Genomic DNA, 20571 nt, shown 5'->3' with positions numbered 1-20571 from the left:
CTCCGACAGGCATTATCCGAAAAGGCCGGACGGCGCCCGCATGCTCGGCTACGGCTTTATCTCTCAGATTGCACGGCGTGTCGCCATCTGAGTTGCACCAGCGCGACGGCCGATGAATGATAGGTTCTTGCAGCGACCCTGATGCTCTTCACCGAGCGGATGAAGGGCTTCCCTGCCGTCCATACAGCATCGGTTCGGCGGCACTGTGTCGGAACTCTCCGATCAATGACCGGGAGCGCGTACTTTACAAACCAAACGATTGGCCGATAATTTCGTCTGACAGTTTCATGGCCGGAGGAGCATAGGACCATGTCGGACGAAATCGAGCAATTCCGCCGGTCTCTTGAACGTTTTCTGCAGCGAGAGGTGGTGCCTCATATGCAGGAATGGCGGGACGGGCAGTCAGTTCCCCGTGAGGTGTGGCGCAAGGCGGGTGAGCGGGGGCTGCTCTGCGCGAGCATGCCGGAGGAATATGGCGGTGCAGGCGGCGATTTCCGGTATGAGGTCGTCATCATGGAAGAGCTGGCGCGGATCGGATTCCTCGATTTCGGCATCCCGCTCCACAATGGCATCGTTGCGCCCTACATCCTTCACTACGGCACCGAAGAACAGAAGATGCGCTGGCTGCCCCGGCTGGCAACCGGCGAACTGGTTGGGGCCGTTGCCATGACGGAACCCGGAACCGGTTCCGACCTGCAGGCGATAAGGACACGGGCGGTGCGGGATGGCGACCGCTATATCCTTGACGGCCAGAAGACCTTTATCACCAACGGCCACAACGCCGGGCTGATACTTGTCGTTGCGAAGACGGGACCGGGTGAAGGCTCCCGCGGCCTCTCCCTCATCGGGGTCGAGGAGGGCACACCGGGCTTCAGCCGGGGGCGAAATCTGAAGAAGATCGGCTGGCATGCCCAGGACACCGCCGAATTGTTCTTTGCCGCGGCGGAGGTTCCAGCGGAAAATCTTCTTGGCCGGGAGGGCGAAGGTTTCGCCCAATTGCGCGCTCAGCTCCCGCGAGAGCGGCTCATCATCGCGGTGGAGGCCATCGCGGCGGCGGAAACGGCGCTCGACCTTGCCACGGCCTATGTCAAGGAGCGCAAGGTCTTCGGTGCGCCGGTGTTCAACAATCAGGCGATCCGCTTTCAACTCGCCGAATATCGGACGGAGGCGCGGATAGGCCGCGTGTTCGTGGACGACTGTATCCGCCGGTTGCTGGACGGCACCCTCGACGACACGACGGCAGCCATGGCGAAGTTCTGGCTCACAGAGAAGCAGGGCAGCATCATCGACGGTTGCCTCCAGATGTTCGGCGGCTACGGCTACATGGTGGAATATCCGATTTCCCACATGTGGGCCGACGCCCGCGTACAACGCATTTACGGAGGCACGAACGAGATCATGAAGGAACTGATCTCCCGGTCGCTTTGATACGGGAATGGCTGGAGACCCGGCTCCAGCCATTCCGCTCCGCTTCTGTCAGTTGGTGACGAGCGGGCATTTGCTCTTTTCGAGCGGCACGAGGATTTCCTTCGCCGGCATGGTGCGGATGACCTTCAGGATATCCCACTCGCCGGTGATTTCGGACGGGCTTTTGACCTCGACCAGATACATGTCGTTCTGGAGCCGTCCGTCGGCGCGAACCATCGCACCCGGGGCGAAGAAATCATCGACGGGCATTTCTTTCATCTTGGCCATGACCGCCTTGCCGGAGTCGGTCTGGGCCTCGGCCGCGGCGCGCAGGTAGTGGAGCGTCGCGCTATAGGTGCCGGCATGAGCCTCCGACGGCACGCCTCCTCCCATCTTCTCGCTGAAGCGTTTGGCAAAGGCCCGGCTTGGCTCGTCACGGTCCCAATAGTAGCCCGCCATGTATTGCAGCCCCTGCGCCAGTTCCGGGCCGACCGCCTTGGCCGACTGGATGTAGAAGAGCGGCGCGGCCATCTTCTGACCCTGCTGCGCCAGGCCGAATTCGCCCGCCGCCTTGAGGGAGTTGACCGTGTCCCCGGAGGCGTTGAAGAAGCCGACGACCTTGGCGCCCGATTCCTGAGCTTGCAGGACGAAGGAGGAATAGTCCGTGTTGTTGATGGGATGGCGGACCGCGCCCTTTACCGTGCCGCCCATCTCGCCCAGGATGCGGGTCATGCTGGCTTCCATCGCCTTGCCGAAGGCATAGTCGGCGCTGATGAAGAACCAGCTGTCACCGCCTTCGGCGATGATCGCGCGGCCCAGTCCCTCTGACAGCGAATCCGTGTCATAGAGCCACATGGCGCCTGTCGGGGAGCAGGCCTCGCCAAAGATCGCCGCCGTGGCCGACCCGACATGGATCACCGCGCGGTCCGCATCCCGGGCAATGCTCTGCACGGCAAGGCTCACCGCCGAGTTGGAGATGTCGACGAAGACGTCGGCACCTTGGGTATCTATCATCTCGCGTGCTTTGAGGACCCCGATATCGGCCTTGTTCTGATGGTCGGCATTCAGCACGCGCACCTTTATATCGGGATGTTCCCGGGCAAAGTCCTCCACCGCCAGCTCCGCCCCTGCCACCGATCCCCGCCCCGACGTATCGGAGTAGCTGGAGCTCATGTCGGTCAGAACGACGACGGTAATCTCTCCGTTCGTCATGTCTGCCATCGCCATGGTAGCCCCGACGGACAAGGCTGCCGCACAAGTCATGATCTTCTTCATTTTCTTCCTCCCTCGGCAGACCTCCCCGCCTGCCAGATGACACTATCCGATCCTCAATTTTGATCAATCGGCCGTTCGATAAGTTCGTGCCTCAGGCCGCACGCGCCCGGGATGCCGCTGCAACCGCGCCGGCGATCACGACATCATCCGGGGAGAAGCGCGCGCCGCAGGATTGCGCGAGCCCTGCGCATTCTGCGGCAAAGCGCTCCGGACCGATCGTGGAGATCAGCGACAACGCCCCGCCCGTCCAGGCGGGATAACCAATGCCCAGCACGGAGCCGATATCACCGGTCGCCTCGTCATCGATCACCCCTTCGGCCAGGCAGCGGGCACTCTCCAGTGCCTGGACGTACAGAAGACGCTTGCCAACCGCCTCTGCCGTCGGCTGATCTGCGGCCTGGGGGAACAGGTCCGCAAGGCCGGGCCAGAGTTGCTTGCCGCCATCTGCGGCGTAGTCATAGAAGCCGCCGCCCGTCTTCCGGCCGAGACGACCGAGCGTGTTGAACCGCGCGACCACCGGCTCCGCATGAGCGCGCAGGAACCTCGCGTCGAGCCGATCCGCCTTTGCCTGACCGATCACACGGGCCTGCAGATCGAGCGACACCTCATCGGTTACGGACAGCGGCGGCGCGGGAAATCCTGCCATCCGCGCGGCGTTTTCGATCAGCGCCGGAGAAATGCCCTCCGCCAGCATCGCCATCGCCTCGTCGATATAGGTGCAGAAGACGCGGCTGGTGTAGAACCCTGGGCTGTCGTGCACGACGATGGGCGTCTTCTTCAGCCTCGCCACGAAGGCCAGCGCGTCGGCGATCGTCTCCGCCGAGGTTTCGGCCCCGACGATCACCTCCACCAGCGGCATCCGCTCCACTGGCGAAAAGAAGTGGAGACCGATGAAGCGGGCGGGATCAGCCACAGCCGTCGCAAGGCCGCTTATCGCGAGCGTGGAGGTATTGGACGCGATAAACCCGCCAGCACCCAGCATTGCCTGCGCGCGGCCCAGGATATCGCCTTTCACCGCGCGATCCTCAAAGACCGCCTCAATGATCAGATCGGCGCCTGCGAAAGCTGCAAGATCCTCGGTGGGCGTGATACGGGCAAGTGTCGCCTGCGCCTGCGCCTCGGTCAGGCTACCGCGCGCAACAGCGCGGGCGCGGTCCTTTTGCGCATGGGCAAGGCCTCGCGCGGTGGCGGCGGGATCCGCGTCGTAGAGCATGACCTCCACACCCGCCCCGACCGCCGCATTCGCGATGCCGCTGCCCATCATCCCCGCGCCGAGAACACCGATCCGCCGGACCGCAAGCGGCGCGCGCGCCGGATCGCCGAACACTCGCTTCCGCGCCGCGCCCGTCCGCAGGAAGCTGCGCATCAGGTTGCCTGCGATCTTGTCCGCCAGCAGCGTGCCGAAATACTTGGCCTCGATCCGCATGCCGGTGTCGAACGGCACCTGCGTGCCCTCATAGACCGCCGACAGGATCGCAAGGGGTGCGGGATAGCATCGGCGCGTGGCCTTCAGACGTGAGGTGCCGGCCATGAAGCTCTGCGCCGCGTGGGGGGCGAGCGGCCCCGCCCCGCCGGGCACGCGGAAACCCTTCACATCCCACGGAGCAACCGCGGCCGGGCGAGTGAGCAACCAGCCCCGTGCCTTGTCCATGAGCACCGCAGGATCGGCCGCGACATCATCCACCAACCCTGACCGCAGTGCGTCCGTGGCCGTCAGGGTCATGCCTTCCAGAAGCAGGGGCAGCGCGGCCTCAATGCCGATCATCCGCGGCAGTCGCTGTGTCCCGCCCCCGGCTGGCAGCAGGCCGAGCTTGACCTCAGGCAGCCCGATCCGCACTGCAGGCGTGTCGAGCGCGATACGCCGATGGCAGGCAAGCGCGACTTCGTAACCGCCGCCAAGCGCGAGACCGTTCATCGCCGCCACAATGGGTTTCGGACAGGTCTCCAGCCGGCGCAGAACAGCCGCCGCGTCTACAGCCCAGCGTGCTGCACCCGGCGCGGTGATCCCGCCATCATGGAGCGCGAGTATCTCCTTCACATCCGCCCCGGCCATGAAGCCGGAGGTCTTCCCGGATGTCAGGATGGCGCCGATCACCGCGGGATCGGCAACGATCAGATCCACCGCCCGGCCGAGATCAGCCAGGAACGCCGGCGTCAGCACGTTCAGCGGCCTGCCCGGCACATCAATGGTCAGCGTAACGATCCCGTCCGCGTCGGTCGTATAGTCAATCGTCGTCATGGAAACCTCCGGCATCAGACGCGCTCTATGATCATGGCAATCGCCATGCCGGCGGCGGCGCAGAGCGTGATGAGCGCAGTATTGAGGTCTCGCCGCTCCAGCTCGTCCAGCACAGTGCCAAGGAGCATCGCTCCAGTCGCCCCCAGCGGATGGCCCATGGCGATGGAGCCGCCCGCGACATTCACCCGGTCATGGGGCACGTCCATCTCGCGCATGTAGCGGAGCACGACGCTGGCAAACGCCTCGTTCACCTCAAAGAGGTCGATGTCGTCCACCGTCATCCCGGCGCGCGCCAGCACCTTGCGTGACACGGGTGCAGGTCCGGTCAGCATGATCGCGGGTTCGCTGCCGATATTGCCCGCCGCCCGAATTCGGGCGCGAGACTTCAGGCCGGATGCGGCACCGAAGGCCGCATTGCCCACCAATACCGCCGCCGCGCCATCAACGATCCCGCTCGAGTTGCCGCCTGTGTGCAGATGGGCGATCCGCTCCACCTGCGGGTAGCGTTGCAGCATCACGGCGTCGAGGCCATCGCGCCGCCCGCTCTCCGCGAAGGCCGGTTTCAGGCGCGCCAGATCGGCGGCGGTCGTGCCGGGGCGCATGTGTTCATCGCGCGACAGTACCGTCTCTCCCAGGATGTCACGCACCGGCACGATCGAGCGGTCAAACCAGCCGCCTTGCCACGCCTGCGCCGCCCGGGCCTGACTTTTGGCCGCGTAGCCGTCGAGATCGTCCCGGCTGTAGCCATCCATTGTGGCGATCAGGTCGGCACCGATGCCCTGCGGGATGTACCAGGTGTCCCAGTTGGTGCGCGGGTCGCTGTAACACGCCCCGCCGTCGGAGAAGATCGGCACCCGGCTCATCGACTCCGTGCCGCTGGCCAGAATGGCGTCCGCCTCCCCCGACTTCACCCGCGCGCCGGCGATGTTCACGGCCTCCAGCCCGCTCGCGCAGAAGCGGTTGAGCTGGAAGCCGGTCACCGTCTCGGCATAGCCCGCCTGCAGCGCCGCGACGCGGGCCATGTTGCAGCCCTGCTCGCCCACCGGCGACACGACGCCCATCACCACGTCTTCGACCAGCGCGGTGTCGAGGCCGTTGCGGTCGCGCACGGCCTCCAGCACCTGCGTGGCGAGCTGGATCGGTGTGATCTCATGCAGCGCGCCATCGGGGCGCCCCTTGCCGCGCGGTGTCCTGACATGGTCATAGATCAGGGCTTCAGACATCTCGTTCTCCCATGCCGATCCTCACGCCGCCGCGCCGGAGGCGGGCGGGGTGCGGCGATATTCGTCGCGCAGCTCGCGCTTCAGCACCTTGCCGAGCGCGTTGCGCGGCAAGGCGTCCCTCAGGTCGACGCGGCACAGCCGCTGATGCTTGGCAAGCCGCGCATTCGCCCAGTCAAGCAACGCCCCAGCCGTCACCCCGGCGCCATCGCGCAGTACGACGAGGGCCAGTGGCGTCTCCCCCCATTTCTCGTGCTCGATCCCCACCACCGTCACGTCGAGCACCTCGGGATGCGCGCCCACCACGGCCTCCAGATCGGTCGGGTAGATGTTGAGGCCACCGGAGATGATCATGTCCTTCTTGCGGTCCAGGATGTAGAGAAACCCCTCCGCGTCGATCCGCCCGACGTCGCCCGAGCGGATGAAGGTCCGCCCCGCCTCGTCCCGCCAGATCGACGCCTCGGTCTCGGTTTCCTTGCCGTAGTATTCCCGCAGCAGGCCAGGCCCGCGACCGACGATCTCCCCGGGTTCGTCTGGCCCGCAACGCCGGCCCTCGCCATCGACGATGGTCATCTCCTGCCCCATCAGCGGCGTGCCGACCGAGAGCGGTTTGCGCAGTTGATCCTCCGGTCTGAGCAGGGTGGAGGAGCCTTCCGTGAAGCCGTAGAGCTCAAAGAACCGCGCGCCGATCAAACCGATCAGGTGCTCCTTCACGTCCGGCCGAAGCGGTGATCCCGCCGACAGCATCATCTTCAGAGCCGACAGATCACGCGCCGCAAAACCCTCGCCCGCGAGGATCAGGTGGATCTGGCTCGGCACGGTGAAGGTGTGGGTGATCCGCTCCGCCTCCAGCGTATCCAGGAAGTCATCGGACCGAAACTGACGGTGGATATGCAGCGTGCCGCCTGCAAACAGAGTCGGCATCACCATGAGCCACGTGCCCGCCGTGTAGAGCGCCGTCGTGACAAGCGACCGCGCGGTGCCGTCGAAGCGCATCTCGAACCCGTTCGATAGGCAGAAATAGACCCGTGCGGCATGGGTATGCACGACCCCGTTGGGCAGGCCGGTGGTGCCCGAGCTGTACATGATGCTGAACACGTCATCGCCCCGAAGCGCGACACGTGGCTCCTCTGCGCTTGCCCCGGCACAGAAATCCGTGAGCTTGACCCAGCCGTCGCCGCCGAAATCGGTGCCGATCCGTCCGCTCGTGCGCAGCATCGGCAGGCGATCCGCGATGGCGTCGACGAGAGAACGAAGGTCTGCAGAGGCGATCACGATGGAGGCCTCGCAATCCGAAAGCAGCGTGAGAATCTGATCCGACGTCAGCATGCCGGACACCGGCACCATGACCGCCCCGGACTTCACCGCACCGAACATCGCCACACAGGCCGCAATGGACGAGGAGACCAGCACCGCGACACGGTCGCCCTTGCGCACCTCCGCCCCGATCAGCGCATTGGCCAGCCGGTTCATGGACTCGTTGAAATCGCCCCAACTCAGCCCCTGCCCGTCGCAGACCAGCGCGGGTTTCTGAGGATCACGCCGCGCGTGGCTCGCCCAGATCTCCGGCAATGTGACATCGACCGCATCGAAACGCTGCATGCCTTTCCTCCCCCCGAGCCGTGAAACGGCCATACACAAAGGCAGTCGCCTCCCCGCGACTCTGCCCTTGCCAATTATTCTACCAATCACTTGCTTGAAATAAAGAGAAATCTGCCATCAGGCGTAAGGTGTTATTCGGATTGACTATCTCACCTCGGCCGCAGCATTCGGACCAGATGGATCCCGATCTCCTCCGGGCTCATCAAGCCTTGGCGGTACCAGCTTTGCGACCAGTTCAGCGCGCCAAGGAACTGCAGACGAAATAGCTGCGGGTCGATGTCAGGCGGCAGATCAAGCGCCTTTACGGCCTCTGCGATGATGCTTTCATAAGCATCGCGGCCTGCGACGAGTTCAGCACGGTATTCATCCATTCCCTCGGGAAAACGCGGTACGACCATGATCATCAGCCCGCTGTTTTCGAGTAGCGCCCGGCAATGCGCGGCGGCGATCCGTTCGAGGCGGTCCCAGGGCGAGACGGCCTCCATCGCTGCCGCGGCTCGCGCCCCTGCCGTCAATACAGCCATTCCTGCATTGAAAACCTCTACGAACAAGGCTTTCTTTGAGCTGAAGTAGTAATAGAGCGACCCCGAAAGGATGCCTGTCGCCGCCGCAATGTCGCGCATGGACGTCCGGTCGTAGCCCTTTTCGGCAAACAGGGCCGCGGAGACGGCTACGATCTGTTCACGCCGGTCAAAGCCCGGAGCAGTGGCCTCCCTCTCCTCACGGCTTGGCCGCCCGACCCGGCGCCTGACAGGTTTCGCCATGATCCGCATCCTTCCGACGGTCGCAGGGGACACATCCCGTACCAAAATCAATCGCTTGATTTATAAATGCTCGAATGGTCCCCTTCAATGGGAAAGCGCCCCATCAACAATGGATTCCTAAAAGCCGGACATACAATGCCGGAAATCGGCCCGATCACGGATCGAGAGCTACGGTTTCCGGGGCGATATCCAGAGATGTGGAGAAGATCTCCGACTCAGGACACCCCCGGAACGGTTTGCATCGGCCCGCTAATCCTGTGTGAGCAATGCGCGCAGTTCCGTCTTCAGGATCTTGCCGTAGTTGTTTTTGGGCAGCCCATCGACAATACGGTAGGCCTTGGGTCGTTTGAAGCGGGCGATATGCCCGAGGCAATGACGGTCGAGTTCCGCCGGGTCTATCTCCACTCCCTGCGCCGGAGTGACGAATGCGACCACATCCTCCCCCCATTCAGGATCGGGCCGCCCGACGACGGCGACCTCATGCACGGCGGGATGCAGAAGCAGCGCTTCCTCCACCTCGCGCGGATAGATGTTGGTCCCGCCGGAGATGATCACGTCCTTGGAACGGTCCTGCAGGGTCAGAAAGCCGTCTTCATCCATCATCCCCATGTCCCCCGTCCAGAGCCAGCCGCCCCGGAGCGTCTCTGCGCTGGCCTCAGGCTTCTGCCAGTAACCCGCCATGACAGCCGCGCCACAGGCCACGATTTCACCCGTCACTCCGGGCGGGAGGTCGTGACCTGCTTCATCGACGACCCGGACCCGCATGGGAGCCTGAGCGAATCCGACGGAGGCCAGCCGCTCGCGCCAGCGAGGATGATGGCGGTCCGCGACCAGCTCGCGCGGCAGAACCGTGATGGTCATCGGGCTTTCGCCCTGTCCGTAGATCTGTACGAAACGCGGCCCCAGCACCTCCACCGCGTCGAGGATGTCAGCGAGATACATCGGACCGCCGCCGTAGATGATCGTGCGGAGACCCTCGCCCCTGCGCCCGGACGCCTGCGCCCGGTCGATCAGCCGCCGGATCATGGTGGGCGCCGCGAACATGGAAACGTTGCCAGTCTGCTCCGCCAGATCGAACACTTCCTCGGCATCAAAACCGCCGCTTTCGGGAACGATGTGCCGCGCGCCCTTCATGATATGCGGAAAGTTGTAGAACCCTGCCCCATGCGACATAGGCGCGGCATAGAGGATCGCGTCATCGGAGGAGACAGTATCCACATCGGCGAGATAGCCGAAGCACATGGCCTCCACATTCGCGGCCGTCAGGATCACACCCTTCGGCTTGCCGGTGGTGCCTGATGTGTAAAAGAGCCAGACCATGTCATCGGCGGCCATCGGCTCTGCCTCAGTCAGCGGCGCACTGGCCAGCAGACGCGCGTGTTCGGCGCTGCCGACCACAATCACCCGGCAGCCCGGGGGAGGCACCAGTTCGGCACCCACGTCGGATGAGACGAAGGCGATTGTCGCGCCTGCATCTTCCATGATCCAGGCCGCCTCGCGCGGGTGAAGCTTGGCATTGATGGGCACAATCGGCGCACCCGCGAAAAGCGCGCCATACAACAGTTCCAGATAGTCCGTCCTGTTGGTCATGAAAAGCGCGACGCGATCACCCGGAGCTACTCCCTCCGCCCGCAATCCTGCCCCGATTGCCCCTGCCCTTCGGGCAAAACCGGCGTAATCCGTAACAATTTTCGCGCCGTGGCACAGGGCCGGCGAGTCGGGCGACACTCTCGCGCTGCGCAGCAACCACTCCGCAGGGTTCATGACGCTGCTCCATATGATATACGCTCAGATCGGTGTTTCGGCATGATGTTTCCTCCCGTTCACGACCCTAACGGCCGCGCATGTCGCTGACTACCTGAACTCTCTACCCTCCTGGGCATGGCCGTTGTCAGCCGTGAGCGGTTGCGCCCCGGAGCCGGCCCCTTGGGTTTTGCCATGCCGCGCGCCCGATGTGGCCGATGACGCGGGAAACCCGCGTGCAGCTTCGCCTATCCACACTGACAGGCAACGGCGGTTTCCCGATCTGGCCCGAGCAACTGGTGACGGTGCCTCTGCCGCAGGTCGAAAGGCGAGGCTCCCACGATGGGTTCACAGCCAGAGAGGACGGGTGTATGCGCGCCGGTTGCTGCAAGGGCCGCTTCCGCCGATCAGCAATCAATACGCCCCTTAGGAGCGATGTCCGCCAGCGCGACGGGGAAGCCACTGCTCGGGCTTCGAGGGCGGTTGATCGCTATTGCCTCGCGCGGTATTCCCTTTGTCGACAGGCGGAGTAGCACCATGACCCAGAAAGACACCGCCGCGCCATCCGACCGCAGGCGTGGCTCGGGCGTGAAGCTGGTCTATGATCTGCTCCGCAATCAGATACTCGATCTCGACCTGCCGCCCGGCAGCATCATAGATGAGATACAGCTTGCAGAACGTTTCGGCATGTCCCGGACACCGATCCGCGAGGCGCTGGTCCGTCTGGCGGCGGAGGGGCTGATAGACACGCTGCCAAATCGCTCCACCATGGTGTCGAATATCGACTTTCCAAACCTTCATACGTTCTTTGACGCGCTGACGCTGATGTACCGCGTCACGACGCGTCTCGCCGGCCAGTTCCGTCAGCGCGATGATCTGCAACATATCCGTTCGGCGCAGCAGCGGTTCGCCCTGGCGGTGGCCGCAGGCGATGAGGGGGCGATGATCGCAACGAACCGGGACTTTCACGTGGCCATCGCCGAGGCGGGGCGCAATCCTTATTACCTCGCGTTGTTCTCGCGGTTGCTGGACGAGGGGCGGCGCATCCTGCGGATGTATTACTACCCCGGGTTCCAACCCGAGAATCCCCACCCCTATATCCTTGAACACGAGGCCCTCATCGCTGCCGTCGAGGCACAGGACATCGACCTCTGCGATAAGCTCGCCCGGCGCCACGCCGATGAAATCGTGGCGCGCATACAGGCGATGATCGCCCGCGACATGCGGCAGGACATCGCCCTCTGACAGCCGCAAGGCCTCGCCTCAGCCGGAGGCAATACGCCCTTGTCCTTGCGAACCGTGTTTGTAGGGTCTGACGCTGGCGTGGCCGGAGCGGCATGTGGCAATCGGTACAGCCGGGGTGTTGGGGGTAGTCGGTGCGGTTCCATCCGCCCTGACATCGTCGCGCGATCGGGGTGCTCTCGCCGGTCCCTCTCGCGCACGTGGCAAGGGCGTTCGGCCATGGACCATGCAGCCTTGTCGCCAGCGCCTTGGCAGGCTGCTGAACAAGGTTTCAGGTCTGCAAGGGAACAGAAATCGTTCGCATTCCGACGGTATACCGCCGGACATCCACACCATCGGGATGAGTGCGGGGCAGATTTCCCGAGTCCCGGAGCATGGTTATGAGGCTTCAGAACTTTTCAGCAGGCCCGCGTGTCGAAGCAGAGCCATCGCGGCGCTGATACCCAGGGCATGATGCGGATCTCGACTTCGCCGGAACGGAGAGCCCCTACTCCCCTTGGCCGGCGTCCGGCCCTGCTTCATCTAAGGCACCGGCACCGCTGTCCCGGGGCAACCGGCGGGGCCGCAGCCCGGCGGTTGCCCGCTCCGTTCAGGATGCGGGGCTTGCAGCCTTGGGTAGCTCGATGTTGATCTCAAGGCTCGACATCTGCTCCCCGCGCTCCATCCTGACCTCGACATCCTTGTCGCCGATCGCCACATATTTGCGGATCGCGGCAACGATATCGCGCTGAAGCATCGGCAGGTAATCCGGGTCTGCCGTGCTGCCGCTGCCGCGTTCATGCGCCAGAAGGATTTTCAGGCGTTCCTTCGCGGTCTGAGCCGAGGGCGCGGGGCGAGTTTTGCGAACAAAGCCAAATATATTCATGACGCCCGCCCGAAGATCCGCTTGAAGAGGCCGGGCCGGGGTTCCTGCGCAATACGCATCTCAAGCTTGTTGCCCGTCAGGCGCGTCACGGCATCCTCATAGGCCTGGGCGGCAGCAGAGGGCCCGTCCAGCACGACCGGCGTGCCGACGTTGGAAGCCTTCAGGATCGCCTTGCTTTCGGGAATGACACCCAGCAGCGGGACAGCCAGGATCTCCAGCACGTCCTCCACCGTCATCATCTCGCCGATATCGACGCGCGCCTGATCGTAGCGGGTCAGCAGAACCTGCGCCTTGATCGGCTCGGACCCGGCCGTCTCCGCCCGCTTGGTCTGGCTGCTCAACAGGCCGAGAATGCGATCACTGTCGCGCACCGAGGACACTTCCGGGTTGGTGACGACCACGGCCTCATCGGCGAAATACATCGCCATCTGTGCGCCGCGCTCGATCCCGGCGGGGCTGTCGCAGACGATGTAGTCAAACTCCGCCTTCAGCTCCTTCAGGATTTCCTCCACCCCCTCCTGCGTCAGCGCATCCTTGTCGCGGGTCTGCGAGGTGGGCAGGATCGACAGATTGTCGAGCCGCTTGTCCTTGATGAGCGCCTGCTTCAGCTTTGCGTCGCCCTGGATGACGTTGATGAAGTCGAACACCACCCGGCGCTCGCAACCCATGATCATGTCCAGATTGCGCAGGCCCACGTCAAAGTCGATCACGACCGTCCTGAAGCCCTGCTTTGCGAGACCGGCCGAGATCGCAGCTGCCGATGTCGTCTTGCCGACGCCGCCCTTCCCGGATGTGATAACGATAACCCGCCCCAGAGGCGGCTTGTCCTTCAGTTCCGTCGTCACCCGACCACCTCCATGCAGAGTTTTTCTTGCTTCAGAAAGATATGTGCGCAGCGCTGGCGTGCCGCGTCTTCCAGACCCTCGTTGGTCTGGTAAAGGCCCGCGATCGCGACGAGTTCGGCATCCAGCGTCTGGCAGAAGATATGCGCATCCGTATCGCCGTGGCAGCCTGCCATCGCGCGGCCACGAAGGGCGCCATAGACATGGATGTTGCCAGCAGCGACCAGTTCCGCGCCCGAGGCGACCGATCCGATGATCGTCAGGTCCCCATGCTCGGCCACGATGAGTTGTCCCGAACGGATGGGCGAGCGGATCACCTTGTTCACAACGGGGGGCGGGGCGCTCACCCTCTGCGGGTCTGCCGCCTGTGCGGGCGTGGGATCCCGCGGCAAGGGCACTTCCTTGCCCGAAGTCAGCACGATCAGGCCAAGGGATTGCAAGGCTGCCGGGTCCATCCCCGGGGCATTCTGCACCCCGAACACACGCAGCTCGCGCGCGCGAAGGTTTTCGACCAGATCGTGGAGCGTGGTTGGATCGGCAAAGGCAGGGGCATTGACGAAGTCGAGCACGACCGGTGCCCCGAGAAAGAACTGAGGCGTCTTCTGCAACTGTTCATCGAGTTGCGCATAGAAGGCGCCGTCCGCCCGATCGGTTCCGATGCGAAGCGCGAGCGCCGTCAGGAAGCGGCCACGCACCTGAAACGCAGCACCTTCCAGCGGCGCGGGATCATGCCTTGTCCGCACGTTTTGATCTGACACCTCGAAACTGCTCCTGCTCTGTATGGCAGCTGACGACCGGGGTCGCTCCGCTCTTATTGAAGGTCCATTGTCATGAACCGGCGCTCTTATGGAAAGATGCTGCTCGCGTGTTCAGCAGGAACCCGCTGACTTGTAAAGGACGACCCGCCGTTTGCGTGAAATTTCCCGACTGTGGTCGCGGGGAGCAGAGGGGAAACGCCTTTGCAACGGGGAAATGCGCCAGAATGTCCGGGCCGAACGCCCCTTGGCAGCCGGGCTAGCGGCGGAAGCGGCGCCCATGACGGGTTGCCGGATCGGCTTGGTCCGCCGAAGGCCGTCTCCTTCGTTGCCCGACGACTCAAGGAGGAGAGGGGTCGGCCCCCCGTGCTCCCCTTACCGGTTTTCCGGGAGAGGCCACCCGCCCCCGAATGTCAGTGCCCCGCTCCGCCCTTCAGCCCGAAGCGGTGCATCTGTCGATGAATGGTAGACCGGTTCACCCCCAGCCGCCGCGCCGCCTCCGAGATATTGCCGCCCGAGGCATCCAGCGCGCGGAGAAGGCGGGCTGCCTCCCCCTCCGCATGCGGCGGCGCATGGGCCCCAGCGCGCGGCACGTCCGAAGGCAGCACCGACCGCCCCGCAGCGGTGATCGCCAGCGACCGGGCAAGATGCCCAAGCTCACGGAGGTTCCCCGGCCAATCATAGCGGGACAGTGCCTCCAGCACCTCGACGGAGAGGGGTGGCGGGCTGGCGAAGGCCTCCGTGAAGGCGCGCTCGGCCAGCCAGAGGAGATCCTGCCGATGGCGCAGGGCCGGCAGGCGGATGAGCGCGCCGTTCAGCCGGTGGAACAGATCCGCCCGGAAGCGCCCCTCAACTGCTGCCTGACCGAGATCACACTGGCTCGTCGCAATGATCCGCAGAGGCAGCGGCTCGGCCCGTGTCCCGCCGACGGGGACGGCGCCATCCTCCGCCGCCAGGCGAAGAAACCGGCGCTGCAATCCGGGCGGCAGTTCCTCCACCTTGTCGAGCACCAGGGTACCGCCGCCGGCCTCCGCGATCATCCCGCCGCCCCGCTCCCCTGCCCGGCCAAAGAGCAACGCGCCGTCCTCCTCGGCCAGTCCGGCGCAGGGCAGCACGACCAGCGGCCCCCTCCCCGCCAGCGCATGTATGGCACGCGCGAGCGTCAGCTTGCCCGTGCCGGTCTCCCCCTCGATCAGCAGCGGCAGGGGCGAGGGGGCAAGCGCCGCCACGCGGCCGAGCGCCAGTTCCATCACCGGATCCCCGCCTGCAAGCCCGCGAAGGCCCGGCGGCAGCCGCTCCGGCCGTGGCGGCGCCCGAAGCGGCGCGGGCCGAGGTTCTATGGCATGCGCGAACAGGCGATGACCGTCCCGCGTCTCCACGAACCGCTCCGCCGCCTGTCGCTGCCGGGTCAACCCCTCCAGCCGGTCCAGCGAGATATCCAGAAAGTCTGAGATCGGCCGCCCGATCAGCGCCTCCGACCCGCGCCAGTCCAGCCCCGCCGCCCGCGCCATCACCCGAGCCGCTCCGTTGGTCATGCCGATCACTCGACCGGCTGTGTCAAGTGACACCGCATCCTCCGGGTCCACATCCAGGAAATCGGCGCCCGCGGAGAGCCGCAGCACCCATTCGCGCCTACTCTCTGCCATCAGGTTGGCCATCTCGATCCGCCTTGCAGATTGCCGGACCAGGTTCAGGGCAAGAGACTGGCTGGCCCGTGGCAGCGGAGAGGAAAGGAGCGATATGTCGAGCACCGCCGCCAGCCGCCCGCCGGTATCGTAGATCGGCGCGGCTGTGCAGGACAGCCCGGTATGCGCGAGGTCGAAATGATCGCTCTGATGGATGATGAGCGGCTCTCCCGTCGCGATACAGGCGCCGAGCGCGCAGGTGCCCGCCCGTTCCTCGGACCATTCCGCGCCGAGATACAGCCCGCTTCGGCGCAACGCTGCCTTCTGTCCAGGATCGCCGAGGTATTCCACGGTCACACCCGCACTATCGGCCAGCATGAGCACGTAGTTCTGGCCCGCTACCAGCGAATAGAGATGCTCGATACCGCTCCGCGCGATGGCGATGAGATCCTCGGATCGCTGCCTGTGCAGGCGGAGCGCGCTGTCGGGCAGGATATAGGCCTCTGACCGAGCCGCCGGATCCAGCCGGTGTTGGTTCAGGCAGCGCAGCCAGCTTTGCACGACCACGGGCGCGCGTTGTCCGGCCCTGCCGCGAGAGACCTCTTCGATCTCGCGGATGTGGTGGAGATCCTCCATCGCCTCCTCCTCTCCATGTCGGCCCCTCCTCCGACGGAGCAAGGTTAGCGGAAGCGCGGCGCTTGGGAAGCCTGTTGCAGGGCAGTGCAACACCTGTTGCAGGGATCGGCAACGCGCGCTCCCATAACATGTTGAAAAGACTTGATGTCGTATTTGTGTTTCCGGTTCTCCATCATGCGGCCCAGTCTTGCTCCATCGCCGCAATGCGCCCTCAGGGGCCGATTCGGCGAGGGCCGACCGGGGAGGGTCGGCCATCATGGCGAAGCAGAGGGAGGACACCATGCTCGACACGACAAGACATGCGGCATTCGATGCGCTGATCCGCGATCTGGAACGTGCGCTCGTCGCTCAGGATGCCGATGCGGTTGCGGATCTGTTTCTGGAGACGGGGTTCTGGCGGGATCTGGCCGCCTTCACCTGGAACATCCGCACCTGCGAGGGGCGGGAGGAAATCCGTGCCATGGCGGCGGAGCAGCTTGCCGCGATCAAGCCGGAATCCCTGCATCTCGACCCCGCGGAAGAGGTCGCGGAGAGCGGTGACGTCACCGAAGGCTGGCTGCGGTTCGAAACGGCGACAGGGCGGGGTGTGGGCTATCTGCGGATGAAGGACGGCAGGATATGGACGCTGCTGACCACGCTTCACGAACTGAAGGGCCATGAGGAACCCCGCGGCCTCCGCCGCCCGATGGGCGCGGAGCATGGGCACGACCCGGACCGCAAGACCTGGAAGGAGAAACGGGAGGCGGAGACCGCGCGTCTGGGCTATGAGGAGCAACCCTATGTGCTCATCATCGGCGGCGGACAGGGCGGTATCGCCCTTGGCGCGCGGCTGCGGCAGCTGAACGTGCCGACGATCATCGTGGACCGTCACGCGCGCCCCGGCGATCAATGGCGGAGCCGCTACAAGTCGCTCTGCCTGCATGACCCGGTCTGGTATGACCACCTGCCCTACATTCCCTTTCCCGACAACTGGCCGGTCTTCGCGCCCAAGGACAAGGTCGGCGACTGGCTGGAAATGTACACCAGGGTCATGGAGCTGAACTACTGGTCCAGCACCACCGCCAAATCGGCGCAATGGGACGAGGCGCGGAAGGAATGGACGGTGACCGTCGATCGCGACGGCGAGGAGGTCGTGCTTCGCCCGAAGCAACTCGTGCTGGCGACCGGCATGTCGGGCAAGGCGAACGTTCCGAAAATCCCCGGCCAGGATGTGTTCAAGGGCGAGCAGCAGCATTCGAGCAGCCATCCCGGCCCCGATGCCTACCGGGGCAAGCGGGTGGTGGTGATCGGCGCCAACAACTCCGCCCACGATATCTGCGCCGCGCTCTGGGAAAACGGTGCGGATGTGACGATGGTGCAGCGTTCCTCCACCCATATCGTCAGATCCGACAGCCTGATGGAGGTATGTCTGGGTGGCCTCTACTCCGAACAGGCGGTGGCGAACGGGATCACGCATGACAAGGCAGACATGATCTTCGCCTCCATCCCCTATCGGATCATGCACCGCTTCCACGTGCCCCAGTATGACGAGATCAAGAAGCGGGACGCCGATTTCTATGCCGCGCTGGAGAAGGCAGGCTTCATGCTCGATTTCGGGGATGATGAGAGCGGGCTGTTCATGAAATACCTCCGCCGTGGCTCCGGCTACTACATCGATGTGGGGGCCTGCGATCTCATCATCGACGGGTCGATCAAGCTGCAATCCGGCAAGGGGATCAGCCATTTGAGCGAGGACGCGGTCGTGCTGGACGATGGCACGGAACTGCCTGCCGATCTGGTCGTCTACGCGACAGGCTATGGGTCCATGAACGGCTGGGCGGCGGATCTCATCAGTCAGGAGGTAGCAGACAAAGTCGGCAAATGCTGGGGTCTCGGCTCCGAGACGACGAAGGATCCGGGCCCGTGGGAGGGGGAGCAGCGCAACATGTGGAAGCCTACCCAGCAGGAGGGGCTGTGGTTCCACGGTGGCAACCTGCATCAGTCGCGGCATTATTCACGCTATCTTGCCCTGCAGCTGAAAGCGCGGGCGGAAGGCATTGACACGCCCGTCTGGGGAATGAGCGCCCCGCATCACCTGCGCTGACCGCTCGAAATCCGTAACGCGTGGCGCTTCCGACCGGAGGCGCCGCAATCACCGTTCCCCTTCCGTTCACGAACCGTTAACCTGTGCGCGAAGCCGGGAGTTGCGCATGGGATATCTGGAAAAACTGAACGACCGGCAGCGGCAGGCGGTGGAGCATGGGACGGGGCCGCTTCTCGTCATCGCCGGGGCAGGATCGGGCAAAACCAGCACGCTCGCGCATCGCGTGGCGCATCTGCTCGTGCAGGGCGCCGATCCGCGGCGGATCCTGCTCATGACCTTTTCGCGTCGCGCGGCAGCGGAGCTGACACGGCGGGTCGAGCGGATCGCGGCCGCCGCTCTCCCCATAGGGTATGCCGCGGATGCGCTGACCTGGGCCGGAACCTTTCACGGGATCGGCGCGCGGCTTCTGCGCGAGTATGCACCCCAGATCGGCCTGACACCGGATTTCACCATCCACGACAGGGAGGATTCGGCCGATCTGATGAACCTCTCCCGCCATGGCCTCGGCTTGTCGCGCACAGAGGCGCGGTTCCCCGGCAAGGGCACCTGCCTTGCGATCTACTCTCGCACAGTCAATTCGGGGGAAGATCTCTCGGACGTCCTGAAACGGCATTTCCCGTGGTGCGCGACCTGGGAGACGGAACTGAAGCGGCTTTTTGCAGCCTATGTCGCAGCAAAACAGGCGCAGAATGTGCTGGATTACGACGACCTGCTCCTCGCCTGGGCCGAGATCATGCAGGAGCCCGCCTTTGCCGCCCATATCGGCGCGATGTGGGATCACGTGCTGATCGACGAATATCAGGACACCAACCGCCTGCAATCGCGCATCCTGCAAGCGTTGAAACCCGATGGAAAGGGATTGACGGTAGTGGGCGACGATGCCCAGTCGATCTATGCGTTCCGTGCGGCGACCGTGCGCAATATCCTCGACTTCCCCGACGCTTTCACACCGCCCGCCGCCGTGGTGACGTTGGAGAGGAACTACAGATCGACGCAGCCCATCCTTACGGCGGCAAATGCCGTGATCGCCGAGGCGCGCGAGCGGTTCAGCAAGACCCTCTGGAGCGACCGCGCCTCCGCCGAGAAGCCCCGGCTCGTCACTGTCGCCAACGAGCTGGATCAGGCGCGGCATGTCGTCGATCAGCTTCTCGCCAATCGGGAGGAGGGGATGCGCCTCAAGGATCAGGCCGTGCTGTTCCGCACCTCCAGCCATTCCGGTCAGCTGGAAGTGGAGCTGACCCGGCGGAACGTGCCATTCGTGAAATTCGGCGGTCTGAAGTTTCTCGACTCGGCGCATGTGAAGGATGTGCTTGCCGTGCTCCGCTTCGGGCAGAACCCCCGGGACAGGGTGGCGGGATTCCGGGCGCTGCAGCTTTTGCCCGGCCTCGGGCCGGGAACCGCGGGGAAGGTGCTGGATGCGATGGCCGGAGCGCCGCAGCCGCTGCAGGCGCTGGCCGACTTTCCAGTTCCGCCCCGCGTGGCGGGGTGGGCTGAACTGGTTCAGACCCTGCAGCCCCTCGGCTGGCCGGACGCATTGAGCCGTGCCCGGCTGTGGTACGAGCCGCATCTCGACCGGCTGCACGAGGATGCGGAATTCCGCCGCGCCGATCTTCTTCAACTGGAGCAGATCGCGATGGCCTACCCCTCGCAGGAGCGGTTCCTGACCGACCTCACCCTCGATCCGCCGGATGCCACCAGCGGTCCCGCCGGCGTGGCACTGAAGGATGAGGATTACGTGATCCTCTCGACCATCCATTCCGCCAAGGGGCAGGAATGGCGCTCCGTCTTTGTGCTGAACGCGGTCGATGGTTGCATCCCCTCCGATCTCGGGGCGGGCGATACCGCTGAACTGGAGGAGGAGCGCCGCCTGCTCTATGTCGCCATGACGCGTGCGAAGGACCGGCTGGCGCTGGGTATTCCGCTCAGGTTCTATGTCACCCAGCAAAGCCGCAACGGAGACCGACACCTGTATGCTGCCCGCTCCCGTTTCATCACCCGGCAGATGCTGGAGCATTTCGAGGTGACCTACTGGTCTCCCCCGACGGCCGTACATGCCGCTCCACCACCCCGGATAGACATTGCCCGCAAGATGCGGGGAATGTGGGAGTAGCTCTGCCCGAAGCCGCCGCTTTGGGTGGCGGCGGGGCTTGCTCCCCTCCAGTGCCAGTTCCTCCCGGCACCCGCATGCCGTGCGGGAGTGCCGCAGATGATTGTGGCCAATCCGAAATCTTCCCGCAGCGTCCCCGAGTGCCCCATCTTTAGCCGATGTCGGG

At 64.6% G+C, this 20571-nt stretch carries 14 protein-coding genes; 4 read left to right on the top strand and 10 right to left on the bottom strand.

What is annotated here, in order from left to right; genetic code table 11:
- The first annotated feature begins 309 nt into the window (after positions 1–309).
- Positions 310–1428 (top strand): acyl-CoA dehydrogenase family protein, encoded by a 1119-nt coding sequence (locus CN97_RS09320; RefSeq protein ID WP_088217107.1) that lies wholly within the window; start codon positions 310–312, stop codon positions 1426–1428.
- Between the two features lie 48 nt (positions 1429–1476).
- Here CN97_RS09320 and CN97_RS09315 read toward each other — a convergent pair whose 3' ends face one another.
- From CN97_RS09315 to CN97_RS09290, 6 genes are all read right to left on the bottom strand, one after another.
- Positions 1477–2682 carry an ABC transporter substrate-binding protein gene (locus CN97_RS09315; RefSeq protein ID WP_051911106.1) on the bottom strand — a complete coding sequence of 402 codons (1206 nt, stop codon included), beginning with the start codon at positions 2680–2682 and terminating at the stop codon, positions 1477–1479.
- Between the two features lie 91 nt (positions 2683–2773).
- On the bottom strand, positions 2774–4921 hold the full coding sequence (locus CN97_RS09310) for a 3-hydroxyacyl-CoA dehydrogenase NAD-binding domain-containing protein (RefSeq protein WP_035710268.1): 2148 nt from the start codon (positions 4919–4921) through the stop codon (positions 2774–2776).
- 14 nt (positions 4922–4935) lie between these two features.
- Positions 4936–6144, bottom strand: coding sequence for an acetyl-CoA C-acetyltransferase (locus CN97_RS09305; RefSeq protein ID WP_035710266.1), 1209 nt, complete (start codon positions 6142–6144; stop codon positions 4936–4938).
- A 21-nt stretch (positions 6145–6165) separates the two neighbouring features.
- The gene (locus CN97_RS09300) at positions 6166–7743 is read right to left on the bottom strand and encodes a class I adenylate-forming enzyme family protein (protein ID WP_035710264.1); all 1578 of its coding nucleotides are present in this window, start codon (positions 7741–7743) and stop codon (positions 6166–6168) included.
- A gap of 149 nt (positions 7744–7892) precedes the next feature.
- Positions 7893–8507, bottom strand: coding sequence for a TetR/AcrR family transcriptional regulator (locus CN97_RS09295; protein ID WP_169743193.1), 615 nt, complete (start codon positions 8505–8507; stop codon positions 7893–7895).
- Between the two features lie 249 nt (positions 8508–8756).
- Positions 8757–10271, bottom strand: a complete 1515-nt coding sequence (locus CN97_RS09290; RefSeq protein WP_035710260.1) for an AMP-binding protein — start codon at positions 10269–10271, stop codon at positions 8757–8759.
- 516 nt (positions 10272–10787) lie between these two features.
- Here CN97_RS09290 and CN97_RS09285 point away from each other — a divergent pair.
- A complete protein-coding gene (locus CN97_RS09285) occupies positions 10788–11495 on the top strand; it encodes a GntR family transcriptional regulator (protein ID WP_035710258.1) in 708 nt (235 codons plus the stop codon).
- A 586-nt stretch (positions 11496–12081) separates the two neighbouring features.
- Here CN97_RS09285 and minE read toward each other — a convergent pair.
- From minE to CN97_RS09265, 4 genes are all read right to left on the bottom strand, one after another.
- Entirely contained in the window at positions 12082–12357 is a 276-nt protein-coding gene (gene minE / locus CN97_RS09280) for a cell division topological specificity factor MinE (RefSeq protein WP_176408590.1), read from the bottom strand.
- On the bottom strand, positions 12354–13202 hold the full coding sequence (gene minD / locus CN97_RS09275) for a septum site-determining protein MinD (RefSeq protein ID WP_035710255.1): 849 nt from the start codon (positions 13200–13202) through the stop codon (positions 12354–12356). Before minD ends, minE begins: the two co-directional genes overlap by 4 nt.
- Positions 13199–13957 (bottom strand): septum site-determining protein MinC, encoded by a 759-nt coding sequence (gene minC / locus CN97_RS09270; protein WP_165496710.1) that lies wholly within the window; start codon positions 13955–13957, stop codon positions 13199–13201. The genes minD and minC overlap by 4 nt, the downstream gene beginning before the upstream one ends.
- A gap of 410 nt (positions 13958–14367) precedes the next feature.
- Positions 14368–16215, bottom strand: a complete 1848-nt coding sequence (locus CN97_RS09265; protein WP_035710253.1) for a sigma-54-dependent Fis family transcriptional regulator — start codon at positions 16213–16215, stop codon at positions 14368–14370.
- 280 nt (positions 16216–16495) lie between these two features.
- On the opposite strand from CN97_RS09265, the gene CN97_RS09260 reads away from it, so the two are divergent.
- Together CN97_RS09260 and CN97_RS09255 are read left to right on the top strand one after the other, a co-directional pair.
- The gene (locus CN97_RS09260; RefSeq protein WP_035710555.1) at positions 16496–18298 is read left to right on the top strand and encodes an NAD(P)/FAD-dependent oxidoreductase; all 1803 of its coding nucleotides are present in this window, start codon (positions 16496–16498) and stop codon (positions 18296–18298) included.
- Positions 18299–18404: 106 nt separating this feature from the next.
- On the top strand, positions 18405–20408 hold the full coding sequence (locus CN97_RS09255; protein ID WP_035710251.1) for an ATP-dependent helicase: 2004 nt from the start codon (positions 18405–18407) through the stop codon (positions 20406–20408).
- The last annotated feature ends 163 nt before the right edge of the window (positions 20409–20571 follow it).

Origin of the sequence: Haematobacter massiliensis (assembly GCF_000740795.1) — a bacterium.
Taxonomy (GTDB): Bacteria; Pseudomonadota; Alphaproteobacteria; order Rhodobacterales; family Rhodobacteraceae; genus Haematobacter; species Haematobacter massiliensis.
Note: the sequence above shows the minus strand (reverse complement) of the source record. Positions and strands in the feature narration are given on the sequence as shown.